Annotated in this window: 15 protein-coding genes; 7 read left to right on the top strand and 8 right to left on the bottom strand. The window is 71.1% G+C overall.

Annotated features, from left to right (window positions below; all coding sequences use genetic code 11):
- Positions 1–99: 99 nt before the first annotated feature.
- Positions 100–1,137: an L-glyceraldehyde 3-phosphate reductase gene (gene mgrA, locus AB0E14_RS36320; RefSeq protein ID WP_362428625.1), complete on the bottom strand. Its 1,038-nt coding sequence runs from the start codon at positions 1,135–1,137 to the stop codon at positions 100–102.
- 110 nt (positions 1,138–1,247) lie between these two features.
- Here mgrA and AB0E14_RS36315 point away from each other — a divergent pair, with 110 nt between their 5' ends.
- The 5 genes from AB0E14_RS36315 to AB0E14_RS36295 all read left to right on the top strand — a co-directional run bounded on the left by AB0E14_RS36315 (position 1,248) and on the right by AB0E14_RS36295 (position 7,105).
- Entirely contained in the window at positions 1,248–2,009 is a 762-nt protein-coding gene (locus AB0E14_RS36315; RefSeq protein WP_362428622.1) for an isoprenyl transferase, read from the top strand.
- 329 nt (positions 2,010–2,338) lie between these two features.
- Complete coding sequence (locus AB0E14_RS36310; protein WP_362428619.1) at positions 2,339–3,661, top strand: PhoH family protein; 1,323 nt, start codon at positions 2,339–2,341, stop codon at positions 3,659–3,661.
- A gap of 394 nt (positions 3,662–4,055) precedes the next feature.
- The gene (locus tag AB0E14_RS36305; protein ID WP_362428616.1) at positions 4,056–4,745 is read left to right on the top strand and encodes a transglycosylase SLT domain-containing protein; all 690 of its coding nucleotides are present in this window, start codon (positions 4,056–4,058) and stop codon (positions 4,743–4,745) included.
- Positions 4,746–4,859: 114 nt separating this feature from the next.
- A complete protein-coding gene (locus tag AB0E14_RS36300; protein WP_362428613.1) occupies positions 4,860–6,413 on the top strand; it encodes an AI-2E family transporter in 1,554 nt (517 codons plus the stop codon).
- Positions 6,410–7,105, top strand: coding sequence for a hypothetical protein (locus tag AB0E14_RS36295; RefSeq protein WP_362428610.1), 696 nt, complete (start codon positions 6,410–6,412; stop codon positions 7,103–7,105). Before AB0E14_RS36300 ends, AB0E14_RS36295 begins: the two co-directional genes overlap by 4 nt.
- Before the next feature lie 65 nt (positions 7,106–7,170).
- On the opposite strand, the gene AB0E14_RS36290 is transcribed toward AB0E14_RS36295, so the two are convergent.
- Positions 7,171–7,704 carry an alkyl hydroperoxide reductase gene (locus AB0E14_RS36290; protein ID WP_147980985.1) on the bottom strand — a complete coding sequence of 178 codons (534 nt, stop codon included), beginning with the start codon at positions 7,702–7,704 and terminating at the stop codon, positions 7,171–7,173.
- 6 nt (positions 7,705–7,710) lie between these two features.
- A complete protein-coding gene (locus AB0E14_RS36285; protein WP_137993611.1) occupies positions 7,711–8,265 on the bottom strand; it encodes a peroxiredoxin in 555 nt (184 codons plus the stop codon).
- A 134-nt stretch (positions 8,266–8,399) separates the two neighbouring features.
- Here AB0E14_RS36285 and AB0E14_RS36280 point away from each other — a divergent pair, with 134 nt between their 5' ends.
- Entirely contained in the window at positions 8,400–9,350 is a 951-nt protein-coding gene (locus AB0E14_RS36280; protein ID WP_362428605.1) for a LysR substrate-binding domain-containing protein, read from the top strand.
- Positions 9,351–9,391: 41 nt separating this feature from the next.
- Here the strand turns inward: AB0E14_RS36280 and AB0E14_RS36275 are convergent, their stop codons facing one another.
- The 3 genes from AB0E14_RS36275 to AB0E14_RS36265 are packed head-to-tail and all read right to left on the bottom strand — an operon-like array spanning position 9,392 to position 12,941.
- Positions 9,392–11,740 (bottom strand): FtsX-like permease family protein, encoded by a 2,349-nt coding sequence (locus AB0E14_RS36275; protein ID WP_362428602.1) that lies wholly within the window; start codon positions 11,738–11,740, stop codon positions 9,392–9,394.
- Positions 11,737–12,420 (bottom strand): ABC transporter ATP-binding protein, encoded by a 684-nt coding sequence (locus AB0E14_RS36270; RefSeq protein ID WP_362428599.1) that lies wholly within the window; start codon positions 12,418–12,420, stop codon positions 11,737–11,739. Before AB0E14_RS36270 ends, AB0E14_RS36275 begins: the two co-directional genes overlap by 4 nt.
- On the bottom strand, positions 12,417–12,941 hold the full coding sequence (locus AB0E14_RS36265) for a PadR family transcriptional regulator (protein WP_362428597.1): 525 nt from the start codon (positions 12,939–12,941) through the stop codon (positions 12,417–12,419). Before AB0E14_RS36265 ends, AB0E14_RS36270 begins: the two co-directional genes overlap by 4 nt.
- A 282-nt stretch (positions 12,942–13,223) precedes the next feature.
- On the opposite strand from AB0E14_RS36265, the gene AB0E14_RS36260 reads away from it, so the two are divergent.
- Positions 13,224–15,428 (top strand): transglycosylase domain-containing protein, encoded by a 2,205-nt coding sequence (locus tag AB0E14_RS36260; protein ID WP_362428628.1) that lies wholly within the window; start codon positions 13,224–13,226, stop codon positions 15,426–15,428.
- An 82-nt stretch (positions 15,429–15,510) separates the two neighbouring features.
- On the opposite strand, the gene AB0E14_RS36255 is transcribed toward AB0E14_RS36260, so the two are convergent.
- Together AB0E14_RS36255 and AB0E14_RS36250 are read right to left on the bottom strand one after the other, a co-directional pair.
- Entirely contained in the window at positions 15,511–16,953 is a 1,443-nt protein-coding gene (locus AB0E14_RS36255; RefSeq protein WP_362428594.1) for a catalase, read from the bottom strand.
- Positions 16,954–17,090: 137 nt separating this feature from the next.
- Positions 17,091–18,860: SpoIIE family protein phosphatase (locus tag AB0E14_RS36250; RefSeq protein WP_362428591.1), on the bottom strand; the 1,770-nt coding region annotated here is incomplete at its 5' end.

Genomic DNA, 18,860 nt, shown 5'->3' with positions numbered 1-18,860 from the left:
GGCCCACCGGCTCGCCCGGCCCCCGGCCCACCGGCTCCCCCCGGCCCCCAGCCCCTCCGGCTCCCCCCGGCCCCGCCCGGGGAGAGCCTGAGGTCGGGCTCAGCCCCGGCCGGCCCAGATGTTGGTGCCCGCGGTGTCCACGGCGAAGGAGTCGATCTCCTTCAGCTCGTCGTCGGTGAGCGGCGGCGCCGCCAGCGCGGCCACGTTCTCCTCCAGCTGGGCGACGCTGGACGCGCCGATCAGCGCGGAGGTCATCCGCTCGTCGCGCAGCACCCACGACAGCGCCAGCTGCGCCAGGGACTGGCCGCGCTTCTCGGCGATGTCGGCCAGGCCGCGCAGCCGGCGCAGGACCTCGTCGGAGAGCAGGTTCGGGTCGAGGGACTTGCCCTGCGTCGCCCGCGAACCCTCCGGGATGCCCTTCAGGTACTTGTTGGTGAGCAGCCCCTGGGCCAGCGGCACGAAGGCGATGCAGCCCATGCCGGCCGCCTCCAGCGTGTCGAGGAGGGCGTCGTCCTCGGTCCAGCGGTTGATCATCGAGTACGACGGCTGGTGGATGAGCGCCGGGACGCCCATGTCCTTGAGGATCCGCGCGGCCTCGGCGGTCTGCTCGCTGTTGTACGACGAGACGCCGACGTACAGCGCCTTGCCCTGCTGGACGGCGGAGGCGAGCGCCCCCATCGTCTCCTCCAGCGGGGTGTGCGGGTCGAAGCGGTGCGAGTAGAAGATGTCGACGTAGTCGAGGCCCATCCGCTTCAGGGAGGCGTCGAGCGAGGACATCAGGTACTTGCGGGAGCCCCACTCGCCGTACGGGCCGGGGTGCATCTCGTAGCCGGCCTTGGTCGAGACGATCAGCTCGTCCCGGTAGGGCGCGAAGTCCTGGGCGAAGATCTTGCCGAAGTTCAGCTCGGCGGAGCCGGGCGGCGGCCCGTAGTTGTTCGCCAGGTCGAAGTGGGTGACGCCGAGGTCGAAGGCGCGGCGCAGGATCGCACGCTGGGTGTCGAGCGCACGGTCGTCGCCGAAGTTGTGCCAGAGGCCGAGGGAGACGGCGGGGAGCTTGAGTCCGCTGCGGCCGGTGCGGCGGTACTCCATGTGTTCGTAGCGGTCCGCGGAGGCGGTGTAGATCGGGGAATGAGTCACGTATCTCTGCTTATCACGGACTTGTGACAGTCCCGGGCTGGGAGCCTGTGACCCGTCCGCAGTAGGGTGTCGGCTTCGGGGACCGCCGCGGCATGGAGGGGTTAAGAACAGTGAACCTGCGCGACCTGGTGTACGGGCTCTACGCACGCCGGGTGGAAGGCCGCCTCGACCACGCCCAGGTGCCCAAGCACATCGGCGTCATCCTGGACGGCAACCGGCGCTGGGCCAAGGCCTCCGGTGGGACCCCCGAGCAGGGCCACAAGGCCGGCGCGGACAAGATCCAGGAGCTGCTCGGCTGGTGTGCCGAGACCGATGTCGAGGTCGTGACGCTCTGGATGCTCTCGACGGACAACCTGAACCGGCCCGAGGCGCAGCTCCGCCCCCTGCTCGCGATCATCGAAGACGCGGTGCGCGCGCTGGCCGCGGACGGCCGCTGGCGGGTGCATCACGTCGGCACGCTGGATCTGCTGCCTGCCCGTACGCAGTCCGTGCTGAAGGAGGCCGAGCAGGCCACGCGCGACAACGCGGGGATACTCGTGAACGTAGCGGTGGGCTACGGCGGCCGCCAGGAGATCGCGGACGCGGTCCGTTCGCTGCTCCTCGAGCACGCGGAGAAGGGGACGAGCTTCGAGGAGCTCGCCGAGATCGTCGATGTCGAGCACATCTCGGAGCACCTGTACACGCGCGGGCAGCCCGACCCGGATCTGGTGATCAGGACCAGTGGCGAGCAGCGGCTGTCCGGTTTCATGCTGTGGCAGAGCGCGCACTCGGAGTACTACTTCTGTGAGGTCCACTGGCCGGCCTTCCGCAAGGTCGACTTCCTGCGGGCGCTGCGCGACTACGCGGCGCGCCACCGCCGCTACGGATCCTGAACCACTCCCGTCACCTCTTTCGCCTCCGTCACCCCCGTCGGTCCGTGGGAGCGATCACCGGACGTTCGACTCTGTTCACGAACACGTCGTCATATGCCATGGCATGGCGGCGCGTGATCGAGGGCATATCCCTTCCAGAGTGAGCGGCACGGAGACCGCCACCCGGGAGGCCCGTTGCACCAGGACGACCGTGCAGGACATGTACGGACGGAGCGGAGGGCCGGAGCTCGGCCCGCGCATCGTGGCCAGAGCCCGGTCCCATCCCGCAGCGACACCGCTTCCGTCGCGCCCCGACCTCTCAGGGGTCGTCAAAGGGGGTCTGTCCTTCCGTGGTGACCAGCACTAAGCGCCGCTTGTCCGACAGGCGCACCTATGTTCTCGACACCAGCGTCCTGCTGGCCGACCCCAACGCCGTGTCACGGTTCGACGAGCACGAGGTCGTGCTCCCGATCGTCGTGGTCACGGAGTTGGAGGCCAAGCGACACCACCCCGAGCTCGGCTACTTCGCCCGGGCGGCCCTGCGCCTCCTGGACGACTTCCGGGTCCGGTACGGGCGTCTGGACGCCCCGCTCCCCATCGGGGACCTGGGCGGCACCCTGCGTGTCGAGCTGAACCATTCGGACCCCGGTGTCCTCCCGGCCGGCTATCGGCTGGGGGACAACGACTCCCGGATCCTGGCCGTCGCGCGCAACCTGCAGGCCGAGGGGTACGACGTCACGGTCGTCTCCAAGGATCTGCCGCTGCGCATCAAGGCGTCCTCGGTGGGCCTGCTCGCCGAGGAGTACCGCGCGGAACTCGCCATCACGGACTCCGGTTGGACCGGAATGTCCGAACTGGCCCTCTCCGCCGACCAGGTGGACCTGCTGTACGACCAGGAGACGCTGTACGTGCCGGAGGCCGCCGAGCTGCCGGTGCACACGGGTCTGGTCCTGCAGTCCGAGCGGGGCAAGGCGCTCGGCCGGATCACGGCCGAGGGCAACGTCCGGCTGGTGCGCGGCGACCGGGAGGCGTTCGGCATCCGTGGCCGCAGCGCCGAGCAGCGGATCGCGCTCGATCTGCTCCTCGACCCGGACGTCGGCATCATCTCGATGGGCGGCCGGGCCGGTACGGGCAAGTCGGCGCTGGCCCTCTGCGCGGGCCTGGAAGCGGTCCTGGAGCGCCGGCAGCACCAGAAGGTGATGGTGTTCCGTCCGCTGTACGCGGTCGGCGGCCAGGAGCTCGGCTATCTGCCGGGCAGCGAGGCCGAGAAGATGAGCCCGTGGGCGCAGGCCGTCTTCGACACGCTGTCGGCCGTGGCGGGCCGCGAGGTCATCGAGGAGGTGCTCGGCCGGGGGATGCTGGAGGTCCTGCCGCTCACGCACATCCGGGGCCGTTCGCTGCACGACGCGTTCGTGATCGTGGACGAGGCCCAGTCGCTGGAGCGGAACGTCCTGCTGACCGTTCTGTCCCGGATCGGGGCGAACTCCCGTGTCGTGCTGACCCATGACGTGGCCCAGCGGGACAACCTGAGGGTCGGCCGGTACGACGGAGTCGTCGCCGTCGTGGAGAAGCTGAAGGGGCATCCGCTCTTCGCGCACGTCACGCTGACGCGCTCGGAGCGTTCGCAGATCGCCGCACTGGTGACCGAAATGCTGGAGGACGGGCAGATCTGATCCGTTCGGTCCCTTAGGGCCGATTCGCACGATCCCGTACGGGTACGGGAGTTGACGCCGCCCGGCAGAGCGCAGGAGCTTAGCCGGGCGGCGTCGTGCTGTCCGGGAAATCCGCCAAAACTTCTGTGACTTACGAGGTGTGAGCTTTCACACGCAACTCGGAATTGCCTTGCGGTGTCGGCGTCCGGCAGAGTCTTGCTTCCGTCAGGCCCCGCATACGGCACACGTGCACCCCCAGGGGTGCGGCACCACACAACTCAACAGCCGTTCGCCGTATGCCGCCCACAGCACCACGGGCCCGTGTCTTCTGTGACCCAGTACGTCGGAGACCAGCGCCAGGGGCACGATTTCGCCCGCTTGGTCACCTCTGCGAGCGATGCTGGAAGGAAACCGTGTGAGCCGGATCTCGGTCCGGGGATTCGCGGTGGCTTCGGCCACTGCGGTCACCACCGTCGGCGCCGTCGTGGGTGTTGCCTCTGGCGACACCCAGCCCTCGGGCGACAACTTCGAGGCCACCGCGGCCGACACCACGCTGCTCGCGGACATCCCCGCGGGCGAGCAGGCGCAGGTACAGGTCTCCTCGCTCTCGGAGCAGGCCAGCGTCCAGGCCGCCGCGGCCGACTCGGCCGCGAAGAAGTCCGCCGAGGAATCGGCGCGTCTTCAGGCCGCCAAGGACGCCGAGGCGAAGAAGAAGGCTGCCGACAAGGCGGAGAAGGAGCGCAAGGAGGCCGCCGAGCGCGCCGAGCGTTCCTCGGTCCGTGACGCGTCCAGCTTCTCCGCGCAGGGCTCCTACTCCATCGCCGAGGTCAAGGCGATCGCCCGCCAGATGATCCCGGCCTCGCAGTTCCAGTGCTTCAGCAACATCGTGGACCACGAGTCCGGCTGGAACTACCGCGCGACCAACCCGTCTTCCGGCGCGTACGGTCTCGTCCAGGCCCTCCCCGGTTCGAAGATGTCGTCGGCCGGTGCCGACTGGCAGACGAACCCGGCCACCCAGATCAAGTGGGGCCTGAACTACATGAACAACCGCTACGACAGCCCCTGTGGCGCGTGGAACTTCTGGCAGGCCAACCGCTGGTACTAGTACCGGCGCCTCAACCTCGCTGAGCCCCTCACCGTCCTACGGTGGGGGGCTTCATGCGTGTAGGTTCGGGCGCACGTGCTCCCCGGGGGAGTGAGCGGGGGAAGAGGGAAGAGGATGTCGAGACTGCCAGGATGGCTGAGCCGGCTGGGCGACGAGCTCAGCCGCATGGGCGAGCGCCGTCGCGCCCGCGCGGAGCGCGCGGACGACCTGGGCGCCGAGCCGGTCACGGGCGCCGACGCCGCCACCCGCGCCGAGCCCGCCGACGGCCACGGCAGCAAGGCCGGAAACGGCAGCAACGGCGGCGACGACCGACGCACCGGCGACGGCAGTGACAGCAGCGACAGCGGTGACGGCACGGGCATCGGGCGGGAGTCACGGCAGGAGTCGCCCGGCGGGACCGGCGGCACGTCCGCCGACGCGGGGACGCCGGCCGGTGAGCGGTGGCCCGGGCGGCGAGCGCCGCGGGGTGGCGTCGCCTCCGTGCCCGCGCCGCCGGACTACGCCCCGGCCATAGCGGCCCGCCCCGACCCGGTCGCCGCGATCCCGTGGGGCATGCGGGTCGCCGCCGAGGCGGGCTGGCGGCTGCTCGTGCTCGCGGGCACGGTCTGGGTGCTGATGAAGGTGATCAGCGAGGTGCAGCTGGTCGTCCTCGCGTTCGTCGCCGCGCTCCTCATCACCGCACTGCTCCAGCCCACCGTCGCCCGGCTGCGCGGGATGGGGCTGCCGCGCGGGGTCGCCACGGCGATCACCGCCGTCGCAGGCTTCGTGATCATGGGCCTGGTCGGCTGGTTCGTGGTCTGGCAGGTCATGGACAACCTCGACAACCTGTCGGACCGGGTCAGGGACGGCATCGAGGAGCTCAAGCGCTGGCTGCTCGACAGCCCGTTCCACGTGACCGAGAAGCAGATCAACGACATCGCCAAGAACCTCAGCGACACCATCGGCGCCAACACCGAGCAGATCACCTCCGCGGGTCTCCAGGGCGTCACCGTCGTCATCGAGGCGATCACCGGGATCCTGCTCGCGATGTTCTGCACCCTCTTCCTGCTCTACGACGGGAAGAAGGTCTGGCACTGGTCGCTCAAGCTGGTGCCCGCGCAGGCCCGACCCGGCGTGGCGGGCGCGGGGCCGCGGGCCTGGCGGACGCTGACCGCGTATGTGCGGGGCACGGTCCTCGTGGCGTTGATCGACGCGGTCTTCATCGGGCTCGGTCTGTACTTCCTCGACGTGCCGATGGCCGTGCCGCTCGCCGTCTTCATCTTCCTGTTCGCGTTCATCCCGCTGGTCGGCGCCGTCATCTCCGGAGCCCTCGCGTGCGTGGTCGCCCTGGTCACCAACGGGGTGTTCACCGCCCTCATGGTCCTGGTCGTTGTCCTGGCCGTGCAGCAGATCGAGGGGCACGTGCTGCAGCCGTTCATCCTGGGCCGCGCGGTACGGGTGCACCCGCTGGCCGTCGTCCTCGCGGTCGCGGCCGGCGGTCTGACCGCGGGCATCGGCGGTGCGGTGGTCGCGGTGCCGCTGGTCGCCGTGACCAACACCGTGGTCGGCTACCTCCGCGCGTACAGCCACGAACAGGCCCTGCTCAGCACTCCGGAGCCGCGCGGCGCGACCGCGTGGCGGGTGGCGCCCACGCCCGCGCCGGGCTCCAAGGGAAGGGACGACGCGTGATATCCGAGCCGGAGCTGGTGGGCGGGGAGGAGTTCCCCGCGGCGGAGGCGCCGACCACCGAGACCGTCGAACCGTCCGAGCGGCCGAGCAGGCCGGGCCGCCCCTGGCTGTGGGCGCTCGGCGGCGCGGTGGCGGCCTCGGCGGTGTGGGCCGGCGGGCTCTACGCGTACGAGCGGAGCCAGGACGACGGGCCCGACCTCGCGGGCTACGTCACCGTGGCGGACCTGTGCGAGCGGGCCGAACTGAAGGGGCTCGCCGGGGTCCTGGGGCCGAAGAGCGCGGATGTCGGGGCCTCCGCGGACAATCACGCGGCGCTGGACACGGCGTACTGCTCGGTGACGATGGGGAAGCCGGAGACCGGACACGGCGTCTCGATCACCTACCGGCTGCACAAGGTGACCGACCCGGGACCGGAGTTCCTCGCCCGCTACGAAGGGTCCTCGTGGGGGGACTTCCAGCGGATCGACGGGCTGGGCGAGGCGACCTTCTTCATCATGCACCCGGGCGACGAGGGCGCGGAGATGGCCGTCCTCGACGGCCAGGTGGAGCTGGAGATCTCGGTCAGTACGAACAGCGTGTGGGACGCGGAAGCCGGCGAGGAGACCACGAACACCGAGGCGGTCGACCTCACGGGCATCGACGCCGTCCTCGCGGAGGACCTGACCGCGCTGGTGGCTGCGCTGAAGAAGTGACGTGATGACGGAAGGGCCCCGGGGCTGTCGCCCCGGGGCCCTTCGCGTGAGCGGGCTCGTACGCCCTACTCGGCGAGGAGCGCCTCCGCGTCGAGGGTGACGCCGACCGCCTGGATGACCGAGGCGATCTTGACGGCCTCCTGGATCGTCTCGCGGTCGACACCGGCCTTGCGCAGGACCTGCTCGTGCGAGTCCAGGCACTGGCCGCAGCCGTTGATCGCGGAGACGGCCAGCGACCACAGCTCGAAGTCGACCTTCTCGACGCCCGGGTTGCCGATGACGTTCATCCGCAGACCGGCGCGCATCGTCCCGTACTCGGGGTCCGACAGCAGGTGCCGGGTCCGGTAGAAGACGTTGTTCATCGCCATGATCGCGGCGGCGGACTTGGCCGCCGTGTACGCCTCGGGCTTCAGGTTGGCCTTCGCCTCCGGCTCCAGCTCCGCGAGGACCTTCGGCGAGCGCGAGGCGATCGCGCAGGCGAGGACCGTGCCCCAGAGCTGCTGCTGCGGGAGCTCGCTGTTGCCGATGACCGAACCGAGGTTCAGTTTCAGGTCCTTGGCGAAGTCCGGTATGGCGGACTTGAGTTCGTCGAGAGCCATGTCAGATCACTCGCCCGACAGGAGCGCGGCCGCGTCGAGGGTGTTCTCGCCCTTGTTCCAGTTGCAGGGGCACAGCTCGTCGGTCTGCAGGGCGTCGAGGACCCGCAGGACCTCCTTGGGGTTACGGCCCACGGAGCCGGCGGTCACCATGGTGAACTGGATCTCGTTGTTCGGGTCCACGATGAAGACGGCGCGCTGGGCGAAGCCGTCCTCGCCCTCGACACCGCAGTCGCGCATGAGCTCGTGCTTGGAGTCGGCGAGCATCGGGAAGGGCAGGTCACGCAGGTCGGCGTGGTCCTTGCGCCAGGCGTGGTGGACGAACTCGGAGTCGCCGGAGACGCCGAGGATCTGGGCGTCGCGGTCCGCGAACTCGTCGTTCAGCTTGCCGAAGGCGGCGATCTCGGTCGGGCAGACGAAGGTGAAGTCCTTGGGCCAGAAGAACACCACGCGCCACTTGCCCTCGTAGGACTTGTGGTCGATCTGCTCGAACTCCTTGCCGCTCTCCAGCGACACGCAGGCGGTCAGGTCGTAGGTGGGGAACTGGTCACCGACAGTGAGCACGCGCTCTCCTTGCAGGTTGGAAGATCCCTTTTGGGGCTTCCGTGAGGGGTTGGACGGTCGTCATCCTGGCACGGAGTGCATTGATCAGTGAAATAGCTAGACTGGCTCGGGTTGATCGAAGGTGGTTATCAGTGATGTCGGTGCGGCGTGTGAAGCAGCCCAGCTTGTCCCAGCTCAGAGCGTTCGCGGCGGTCGCGGAGCATCTGCACTTCCGTGACGCGGCGGCGGCGATAGGGATGAGCCAGCCGGCGCTCTCGGGTGCGGTCTCCGCCCTCGAAGAGGCACTGGGTGTCCAGCTCCTCGAGCGTACGACGCGGAAGGTGCTGCTCTCACCCGCGGGGGAGCGGCTGGCGGCGCGGGCCCGGGCCGTCCTGGACGCGGTGTCGGAGCTGATGGAGGAGGCGGAGGCGGCGCAGGCCCCGTTCACCGGGGTGCTGCGGCTCGGTGTGATCCCGACGGTCGCCCCGTACCTGCTGCCGAGCGTCCTCAGCCTGGTCCACGAGCGCTACCCGGAGCTCGACCTCCAGGTCCACGAGGAGCAGACGTCCTCGCTCCTGGAGGGGCTCGCGGCCGGGCGGCTCGACCTGCTGCTGCTCGCCGTGCCGCTCGGGGTGCCGGGAGTCACCGAACTCCCGCTCTTCGACGAGGACTTCGTGCTCGTCACCCCGCAGGGCCATCCGCTGGCCGGGCGGGACGACATTCCGCGCGAGGCCCTCAAGGAGCTCAACCTGCTCCTGCTCGACGAGGGGCACTGCCTGCGCGACCAGGCCCTCGACATCTGCCGGGAGGCCGGGCGCACGGAGGGGGCGCCGGTCACCACGACCGCCGCCGGGCTCGCCACGCTCGTGCAGCTGGTCGCGGGCGGGCTCGGGGTGACCCTGCTGCCGCGTACGGCGGTCAAGGTGGAGACCGCGCGGAACGCGGCCCTGTTCACGGGGTGTTTCAGCGATCCGGCGCCGACCCGGCAGGTCGCTCTCGCGATGCGCACGGGTTCGGCGCGGCAGGCCGAGTTCGAGGAGCTGGCCGGTGCACTGCGGGGCGCGATGAAGCGGCTGCCGGTACGGGTGGTGGGCGCCGGCCGCTGACCGGCGGCCCACCACCCGTACGCGGTGCTCCCGTACGCCCGCTACTCCGTCCTGAGGCCGTCGGCGCGCATCAGGCGCCACAGGGCCGGGAGGGACAGCAGGGTCACGAATGCGACCATCGCCGCGCCGACGCCCGCCACCGGCAGGAACACCCACCAGTCCACGACCTGCTTGTCGATCATCCTGAGGAGCACGACACCGAGCCCGAGGCCGCCCGCGACGGCGAGCACCATGCCGAGGCCGATCGGGATCGCCGTCTGCCAGAGGACCGACAGGCTCAGGGTCGCGCGCCGGGTGCCGAAGGCGACCAGGGAGGACAGCAGCCTCTTGCGGTCCCGCAATTGCTCCAGGGTCGTGACCAGGAGCGAGGCCGCGACGAGCAGCATCGTCGCCGTGGCGCCGACCAGGATGCCGGTGCGGACGCTGGTGTACTGCTCGTCCCGCTCGATGTTCTGCAGGGTGCGGACCCAGGCCAGCGGGTCGATCGCCGCCGCCGTGTTCCTTACGTGCTCGGTGGCGTCCGGGACAGCCGGGTCGATCCGTACGAGCGCGGTCGCCTCCGGCGCGTCCAGCCGGGTCGCGTCGATCGCCGCCGGGGTGGCGAAGATCCCGAACTGGTACTTGCCGACCGGGTCGACGCGCGCCTCGACCGTGCGGGCCGCGGCGGGGACGCGCCAGGTCGGCGGCGCGGTGCGGCTCTCCGCCGGGTCCCGCAGGGCGACGTCGGCGCCGGCCCGGGCGGTCTCCTTGACCCAGGCGTCCTCGGCCGCGCCCAGCTTCCCGTGGGCGAGGGCGACGAAGACGTCGCCGTCGGTGCAGGAGGGCAGGTCTGCCAGCTCCCTGAGCGAGGCGCAGTCGCCGACGACGAGCGGGGTGATCGGGCCGATCTCCTCGCCCTGCCGCAGCGGTCCGGGGCGCCAGGCGTGCGACTCGATGGTGCCGACGACGGCGGTGACGCCCTCGGTCTTCGAGAACTTGTCGATCATCTCGCGGGCCTCGCCGCCGTCCTCGGCGTCGATCGACGACTGGATCTGTGCCCGTGTGGTGTCGATGCCGTTGACGGTCATGAAGTCGTTCTGCATGGAGTGGAACAGCATCTGCAGCGCGATCGCCCCGGCGGCCGCGACGACGATGCCGCTGACCGCCCTGGCGGCGGTACCGCTGCTCAACTGCAGGCGCCGGGTCGCCAGTTGCCAGGCGACGGGGCCGCCGCGCAGCCGCTTGACGCAGGCCTCCACCAGCCAGGGCAGCAGCGTGGTGAGGCCGACCAGGGCGAGGGTGGCGCCGGCGGCGACCGCGCTGGTGTCGATCGCGGTGTCCGAGAGGGCGATGCCGCCGGCCATCGGCAGGAGCAGCGCGAGTCCGGCCGCGACGAGCAGCAGCCGCCACCACAGCCTGCGCGGGCGGGGCGTGGAGGACCGTACGACCCCGAGCGGTTCGATGGCGACCCCGCGCAGGGCGAAGAGGCTCACCACGACCGCGGAGACCGGGACGACGGTGAGGACGAGGGCGGCGAGCGGCAGCAGCGGTACGACGTCGGAGGGGAAGGCGTTGACGTCCCAGACCGTCACCAGGCCGACGGCCTGCCGGCCCAGGGCGAAGAAGACGCCGCCGAGCGCGAGGCCGAGGAGCGCGCTCGCGAGGGACTCGCCGGCGGCGATCCGGCGCACCATGGCGGTGTCCGCGCCGACGAGGCGCAGTGCGGCGAGCCGCCGGTCGCGCTGCTCGCCGCCGAAGCGGACGGCGGTCGCGACGAAGACGAGGACCGGCAGGAGGAGGACGACGCAGGCGATGACGACGAGCAGGAGCAGGAAGGCGTTGAGCGGTTCCTCCGGCACCGACCAGCCGTAGCCGCGGCCCCGGCCGTCGTAGGTGTCGGTGGTGAGGGTCGCGCTGCCGGCGACGTACCGCAGCTCGCCGGGGCCGATGAGGCCCGCCTCGCCGATGGTGCCCGCCACCTTGTACGGGAGCCTCTCGTGGAGCAGTGCGCCGGAGGGGGAGCCGAGGAGGTCGGCGAGCGCGGGGGACACCCACATCTCGCCGGCGGCGGGGATCTTCGGCAGTCCCGGCGGGGCGGGCGCCTCGGGGCCTTCGGGGCGCATGACCAGGCCGGTGACGGCGTCGCCCCGGAAGACGGTCTCGGGGGTCGCGTACAGGAAGGAGTCCGCGGTGGGTGTGCGGTTCTCCTGGCTCGCGTCGACGCTGCGCTGCGACTCGCGGACCTCGCGCGCGAAGGACATGTGGGGCACGGCGGAGGCGACGAGCAGCAGGGCCACGCCGAGGCCGATGCCGACGGCGGTCAGGGCCGTCCGGATCCAGCCCCTGCGGCCGCCGGTGACCGCGAACCGGGCGCCGAGCGCCAGGTCGCGCGCCCAGGTACGGAGCCTCATACCGCCCACTCCGCGTCGCGCACGGAGCCGTCGCGGACGACGATCTCGCGGTCCGAGTAGGCGGCGACCCGGGCCTCGTGGGTGACGAGGACGACGGCGGCGCCGGTGTCCCGGGCCGCGTCGGTGAGGAGCGCCATCACGCGCTCGCCGTTGAGGGAGTCGAGGGCGCCGGTCGGTTCGTCGGCGAAGAGCACGCGCGGGGCGGTGACCAGGGAGCGGGCGACGGCGACGCGCTGGCCCTGGCCGCCGGATATCTCGCCGGGCCGCTTGCCGGCGATGTCGCCGACCTCCAGGCGGTCCAGCCACTCCCGGGCCCGGGCCTCGGCGGCCTTGCGCCGCTCGCCGCCGAGCCGGAGCGGCAGGGCGACGTTCTCGGCGCAGGTCAGTTCGGGCACGAGCTGGCCGAACTGGAAGACGAAGCCGAAGTCGGTGCGGCGCAGCGCGCTGCGGGCACCGTCGGTGAGGGCGGTGAGCTCCCGCCCGTCGTAGGTGATGGTGCCGGCGTCGGGGCGGACGATCCCGGCCAGGCAGTGCAGGAGGGTGGACTTGCCCGAGCCCGAGGGGCCCATGACGGCGACGACCTCGCCGGCCCGGATGGCGAAGTCGGCGCCGGAGAGCGCGGGCGTCGGGCCGTAGGCCTTGGTGAGGCCGCTCGCCCGGAGCAGGGGGGTGGTGGTCATCGGCGGAGCTCCTCGGCGAGCCGGTCGAGCCTGGCGGCGGTCAGTTCCAGCCAGCGCAGGTCGGCTTCGAGGTGGAACAGGGCGTGGTCGCAGATCAGTTGGTCGGCGAGGTCGCCGTCCTTCTTGCGCCGGGTCAGCTCGCGCATCAGCCGCAGGTGTTCGGCCCGCTGCACGTCGAGCACCTGGGCGGCCTCGCGGCCGGTGAGGAGGGCGAGGACGACCTTGGTGTAGAGCGTGGACTGGAGGTACGGCTCGGGCTTCTCGGGCCGGCCGATCCACTGCTCGACGTCGGTGACGCCGGCCTCGGTGATGGCGTACCGCTTCCGCTCGGGGCCGCCGCCGGCCTCGATGCCGTCGACCTCGACCAGGCCGTTCTTCAGCAGCCGGGACATGGTCGAGTACACCTGCCCGTAGTGCAGGGGCCGGTCGTGGCCGAACTTCTCGTCGAAGGCGCGCTTGAGGTCGTAGCCGTGGCGCGGGCCGGACTCCAGGAGTCCGAGGAGCGTGTGACCTATGGACATGCCGCCACTCTACACGCGGTGTATACGCACGATGTATAGCTGGCGTTCCGCCGCCGGAGCGAGCCCCGAAGTCGCCGGGATCAGCCCCGAAGGAGTGGATGTGACCGGCGCCGCACAACCATCCGGGCCCCATACGCGTCGGTTCCACCGGGACAGGTGCTGATTGTCACGTCCGGAAAGACCGGATCGATCGCCCTTTGTCAGCATCGGCGGTGTTAGCTTGCTGAGCTGATTCGGATGCGGGACGCGCCCGACACCACGACGAGCGGAGCGACGGAGGACATGGGCCGAGCGGACAAGAGCCAGGGGAAGAAGGGCGGGCGGATACGCCGCCTGTTCACCTGGAAGAAGATCCTGGGCACGTTCTTCGTCGGCTGCCTGCTCCTGATGGGAGCCTTCTACGCGATCTACCTGATGGTCCCGGTGCCGCAGGCCAACGCCCAGGCGACCATGCAGAGCAACGTCTACAAGTACGCCGACGGCAAGATCCTCGCCCGCACCGGTGAGATCAACCGCGAGATCGTCGGCCTGGACAAGATCCCGCTCGAGGTCCAGCACGCCTTCGTCGCCGCCGAGAACAAGACCTTCTACAAGGACAACGGCATCGACATCAAGGGCACCCTGCGCGGTGCCGTGAACACGGTGACCGGCAAGGGCAAGCAGGGTGGTTCGACCATCACCCAGCAGTACGTGAAGAACTACTACCTGGACCAGGACCAGACGGTCACCCGCAAGCTCCGCGAGATGGTCATCGCGCTCAAGGTCGACCAGCAGCTGGAGAAGCCCGAGATCCTCGCCGGGTACATGAACACCAGCTACTACGGCCGCAGTGCGTACGGCATCCAGGCCGCCGCGCAGTCGTACTACGGCGTCGACGCGGGCAAGCTGAACATCGCCCAGGGCGCGTACCTCGCCTCCCTGCTCCAGGCGCCCAACCAGTACGACTGGACCGCCGCCACCCCGACCGGCAAGAAGCTCGTCGAGGAGCGCTGGAACTACACCCTCGACAACATGGTCGAGGAGGGCTGGCTCGACGCGACGAAGCGGGCCGGGCTGAAGTTCCCCGCCCCGCAGAAGGCCAAGCCCGCCCCCGGCATGGAGGGCCAGCGCGGCTACCTCGTGGAGGCCGCCAACCAGGAGCTGGTGCGGCAGGGCATCCCCGAGGAGGACATCAAGGCCGGCGGCTGGACGATCACCCTCAACATCGACGAGCAGAAGCAGAAGGCCCTGGTCAAGGCGGTCGAGCGGCAGCTGGAGGAGAAGCTCGACCGCAAGGGCGACAAGAAGGACGCCACCGTCCAGGCAGGTGCCACCTCGGTCGACCCGAAGACCGGCAAGGTCGTCGCGATGTACGGCGGCATCGGCGCCACCGAGCACTGGACGTCGAACGCCACCCGCCGCGACTACCAGCCCGCCTCCACCTTCAAGCCGCTCGTCCTCGCCTCCGCCCTGGACAACAAGGCCGATACGCAGGACGGCCGCAGGATCGGCCTCGGCACGATCTACGACGGCACCAGCAAGCGGAAGGTCGTCGGCAGCAGCATCCCGTTCAGCCCGGAGAACGAGGACAACCGCAGCTACGGCCCGGTGACCGTCCAGAAGGCCACCAACAGCTCGATCAACTCCGTGTACGCGCAGATGATCGTGGACGTCGGCGCGGGCAACACCAAGAAGACCGCCCTCGATCTCGGCATGAAGGACGGCGCCGACTTCGGCGAGACCCCCGCGATGTCGCTCGGCACCATGGGCGCCTCCACCTGGGACATGGCCGGCGTCTACGCCTCGCTCGCCAACCACGGCGTGAAGGTCACCCCGACCATCGTGAAGTCCGCCGAGCACAAGGACCGCAAGGCCGACCCGGTGAAGCCGATCGGCGAGCAGGTCATCAGCCGCGAGGCCGCCGACACCGTCACCAAGGCCATGACCGGCGTCGTCCGCAACGGCTCCGGCGTGCGGGCCGCGGGCGACTACCAGGCGGCGGGCAAGACCGGCACCTCGGAGAACAACCGCTCCGCCTGGTTCGTCGGCTACACCCCCGAGCTGGTCACCGCCGTCGGCCTGTTCGGCGAGGACGTCAAGGGCAACCAGGTCACCCTGACCGACACGATCAACCCGGGCCGCGCCAACGGTGGCCGGACCCCGGCCCAGATCTGGGGCGACTACACCACCGCCGCGCTCGGCGGCGGCTCCGACGCCCGCTTCGACCTGGAGACCGACGGCAGCTCCGGGGACGTCGTGGAGCCCGGCCCGACCTCCACGCCGACCGGTGAGCCGACGACGACGGCGCCGCCCACCAGCGGCACCACGGACCCGACGGCCCCGCCCACGTCGACGGCGACCACGCCGCCGCAGCCGACGGACACGATCACCGTGCCGCCGCCGCCCACCACGACCACCGACCCGGTGCCGCCCACGACCGAACCGCCGACCGGTGGCGGAGACGTCGACGCCGGCGACGCCGACAGCGGCGGACGCCCGCCGCGATGACACGCCCGCCGCGATGACCGGACGAAGGCCGGACCCGAGAAGGGTCCGGCCTTCGTCCGTTCGCCCGGGCCGCCGGAGAGTCTCAGCCGCCGTCGACCTGCTTGGCGATCCGGTCGCCGAGCTCCTGGTCGACCGACCGCCAGTACGCCAGGGCGCGCTCCAGGACGGGCGCGCTGACCCCGTCCCGCAGATGCCCGGCGACGTTCGACACCAGGCGCTCGCGGGCCGCGTCGTCCAGGACCCGGCGGACCATCGTGCCCGCCTGCCCGAAGTCGTCGTCCTCGCTGTGCGGGGCGTACGCCTCGCGGACCATCTCCCCGGCGGCCGCCCAGCCCGCGGGGTCGCCGAAGGAGCGCACGTCGGCCTCGGGGCCGCCGTAGGAGTTCGGCGCGTACGGCCGGGCGGTGGCGGCCGGCTCGTAGCGCATCGGGCCGTCCTTCGCGTACGAGGCGAGAGGTGAACGCGGCCGGTTCGGCGGCAGCTGCGCGTAGTTCGGGCCGATCCGGTACCGGTGGGTGTCCGGGTAGGAGAAGAGCCGGCCGAGGAGCATCTTGTCCGGGGACGGGCCGATGCCCGGCACCAGGTTCGAGGGCTCGAAGGCGGCCTGCTCGATGTGGATGAAGTAGTCCTCCGGGTTCTGGTTCAAGGTCATCCGGCCGACCTCGATCAGCGGGTGGTCGCCGTGCGGCCACACCTTCGTCAGGTCGAACGGGTTGAAGCGGTATCCGGGTGCGTCCTCGAACGGCATGATCTGGACGTTCATCGTCCAGCTCGGGGCGTTGCCGGAGTCGATCGCCTCGTACAGGTCGCGGCGGTGGGCGTCCGGGTCCTGCCCGGCCAGCGCGTCGGCCTCGGACTGGGTGAGGAACTCGATGCCCTGGTCCGTCTTCAGGTGGTACTTCACCCAGAAGCGTTCGCCGCCGCCGTTGACCCAGAGATACGTGTGGGAGCTGTAGCCGTTCATGTGGCGGTAGTCCCGGGGGATGCCCCGGTCGCCCATCAGCCAGGTCACCATGTGCGCGGACTCGGGGGACAGCGTCCAGAAGTCCCACTGCATGTCGTGGTCGCGCAGCCCGTTGTCCGGGCGGCGCTTCTGCGAGCGGATGAAGTCCTGGAACTTCTGCGGGTCACGGACGAAGAAGATCGGGGTGTTGTTGCCGACCAGGTCGTAATTGCCGTGCTCCGTGTAGAACTTCAGGGCGAAGCCGCGCGGGTCGCGCCAGCTGTCGGGGGAGCCCTGCTCGCCCGCGACGGTCGAGAAGCGGGCCAGCATCTCGCAGCGCGCGCCGGGCTGGAAGAGCGCCGCCTTGGTGAACTGGCTGACGTCGTTGGTGACTTCGAAGATGCCGTAGGCGCCGGCGCCCTTGGCGTGCACCACGCGCTCCGGGACCCGTTCCCGGTTGAACTGGGCCATCTTCTCGATGAGGTAGTGGTCCTGGAGCAGGATCGGGCCGTCGGGGCCGATGGTGAGCGAGTGCTCGTCGCTCTCCACCGGAATGCCGGCGTTGTTCGTCGTGCGGGTCACGAGCGTCCTCCCGTCGGTGAGGAGCTGGGTGGGGTCGCTTCGTCCACTACCGAAGTCAACTCCGCCGACGGGAGAGAAGCAACATTTGTCCGGAATTGGACGTGGTCGCGGCTAGGGCCTGCGGGGTGACACGCCTGTCATGTACGAGTCGCCAGCTCGAACCACACGACCTTGCCGCCGGAGAGCCGTGTCGCGCCCCACCGCCGCGCGAGCCGGTTCACCAGGAACAGACCGCGACCGCCCTCGTCGGTGTCCCGCGCCCGCCGTTGCCGGGGCAGCTGCGGCGAGTCGTCGCCGACCTCGCAGCGCAGCACGTCGGTCTTGAGCAGCCGCAGGGTCACCGGCCGCTCCGCGTACCGCACGGCGTTCGTGACCACCTCGCTGATCAGCAGCTCGACGGAGTCCGAGAGGTCCTCCAGGTCCCAGCGGGCGAGGGCCCGCCGGGCGAGCCGCCGGGCCCGTCCCGGCGCCGCGTCCTCCGGTTCCAGGAACCAGTACGCCACGTCACTGGGTGCGATCCCGTCGAAACGGGCGGCGAGCAGCGCGATGTCGTCGTCCCGGTCACCCGGGCCGAGCATGTCGAGGACGTCGTCGCAGAGCGCCTCCAGGGGCGGCGAGTGGTCCGGGCCCGTCAGCTGGGCGGTGGCCGCCAGGCGCTCCCGCAGCTGCTCTATCCCGGTCCACACGTCCCGCAGCCGGGACTCGACCAGACCGTCCGTGTAGAGCAGCAGCGTGGCGCCCGCCGGGGCGTCCAGCTCGACCGCCTCGAAGTCGACCCCGCCCACGCCGATCGGCGCGCCCGGCGGGACCCGCAGGACCTCCGCCCGGCCGCCGAGGTGGAGCAGTATCGGCGGCGGGTGGCCCGCGTTGGCGATGGTGATCCGGTGCGAGACCGGGTCGTACACCGCGTACATGCAGGTCGCCATCCGGTCCTGGCCGAGCCGCTGGGCCTGCTCGTCCAGGTGGTGCAGGACCTCCTGCGGCGGCAGGTCGAGCCCGGCCAGGGTCTGCGCCGTGGTCCGCAGCTGGCCCATGATCGCGGCGGAGGTCATGGAGTGGCCCATGACGTCGCCGACGACCAGCGCCACCCGGCTGCCGGGCAGCGGGATCGCGTCGTACCAGTCGCCGCCGACCCGGGCCGTCTCGGCGGCCGGGAGGTAGCGCGAGGCGAGCCGGACGCCGGTCGGCTGCGGCAGCGAGTCCGGCAGCATCGTGCGCTGCAGCTCGTCGGCGATGTACGCCTCGCGGCCGTACAGGACGGCCTTGTCGATGCCGAGCGCGGTGTGGGTGGCGAGCTGGGCGGCGACGAGCAGGTCGTTCGGCTCGAAGGCGGGCCGTTCGGGGCGGCGCAGGAAGACGGCGGCGCCGATGACCCGGCGCCGCCCCCGCAGCGGGGCGAGGATCGCCCGGTGGCCGCGTGGCAGGCCGTGCTCGGGGCCGAGCAGCTCCGGCAGCGCGGCGCGGGCGGCGGCGGAGTCGCCGAAGACCGGCCGGACACCGCGCAGCACCTCGGCGAGGGCCCCGCCGGAACGCACCTCGCAGAGTTCGGCCGCGGGGGTCGGGTCCGGGTCGGGGACGAGCGCCAGCTCCTCGCCGTCCACCTCCGTTAACCGCAGCCGGTCGGTGCGGCGCAGCCGCAGCACGAAGGGGGCGACCGGCCGCTCGTCGCCGACCGGGAGCGGGTCGCGGAGGTAGACCAGGATCGCGTCGGAGAAGGTCGGCACGGTCGCCCGGCACAGGCCGAGCACGATCTCGTCGAGGTCGATGCCGCGCGCGATCCGTCGCGTCGCGGCGCCGACGAACCGCAGCCGGTCGCCCTCGCGGCGCGCGGCGGCGACGTCCGGCGCGACCGGGGTGCTCGCCGCCCCGGCGGACGCGGTGACGGCCATGGCGGCCGCCGGCGCGCC

The sequence above is a fragment of the Streptomyces sp. NPDC047981 genome (assembly GCF_040653315.1).
In the GTDB taxonomy this organism is placed as follows: domain Bacteria; phylum Actinomycetota; class Actinomycetes; order Streptomycetales; family Streptomycetaceae; genus Streptomyces.
The sequence above is the reverse complement of the archived record's forward strand: the minus strand, read 5'-3'. Positions and strand labels throughout refer to the sequence as shown.

Coding starts and splice junctions, on each gene's coding strand:
- AB0E14_RS36300 (WP_362428613.1), top strand. CDS start 4,860: ATGTCGAGACTGCCAGGATGGCTGAGCCGGCTGGGCGACGAGCTCAGC.
- AB0E14_RS36290 (WP_147980985.1), bottom strand. CDS start 7,704: ATGGCTCTCGACGAACTCAAGTCCGCCATACCGGACTTCGCCAAGGAC.
- AB0E14_RS36280 (WP_362428605.1), top strand. CDS start 8,400: ATGTCGGTGCGGCGTGTGAAGCAGCCCAGCTTGTCCCAGCTCAGAGCG.
- AB0E14_RS36275 (WP_362428602.1), bottom strand. CDS start 11,740: ATGAGGCTCCGTACCTGGGCGCGCGACCTGGCGCTCGGCGCCCGGTTC.
- AB0E14_RS36270 (WP_362428599.1), bottom strand. CDS start 12,420: ATGACCACCACCCCCCTGCTCCGGGCGAGCGGCCTCACCAAGGCCTAC.
- AB0E14_RS36265 (WP_362428597.1), bottom strand. CDS start 12,941: ATGTCCATAGGTCACACGCTCCTCGGACTCCTGGAGTCCGGCCCGCGC.
- AB0E14_RS36260 (WP_362428628.1), top strand. CDS start 13,224: ATGGGCCGAGCGGACAAGAGCCAGGGGAAGAAGGGCGGGCGGATACGC.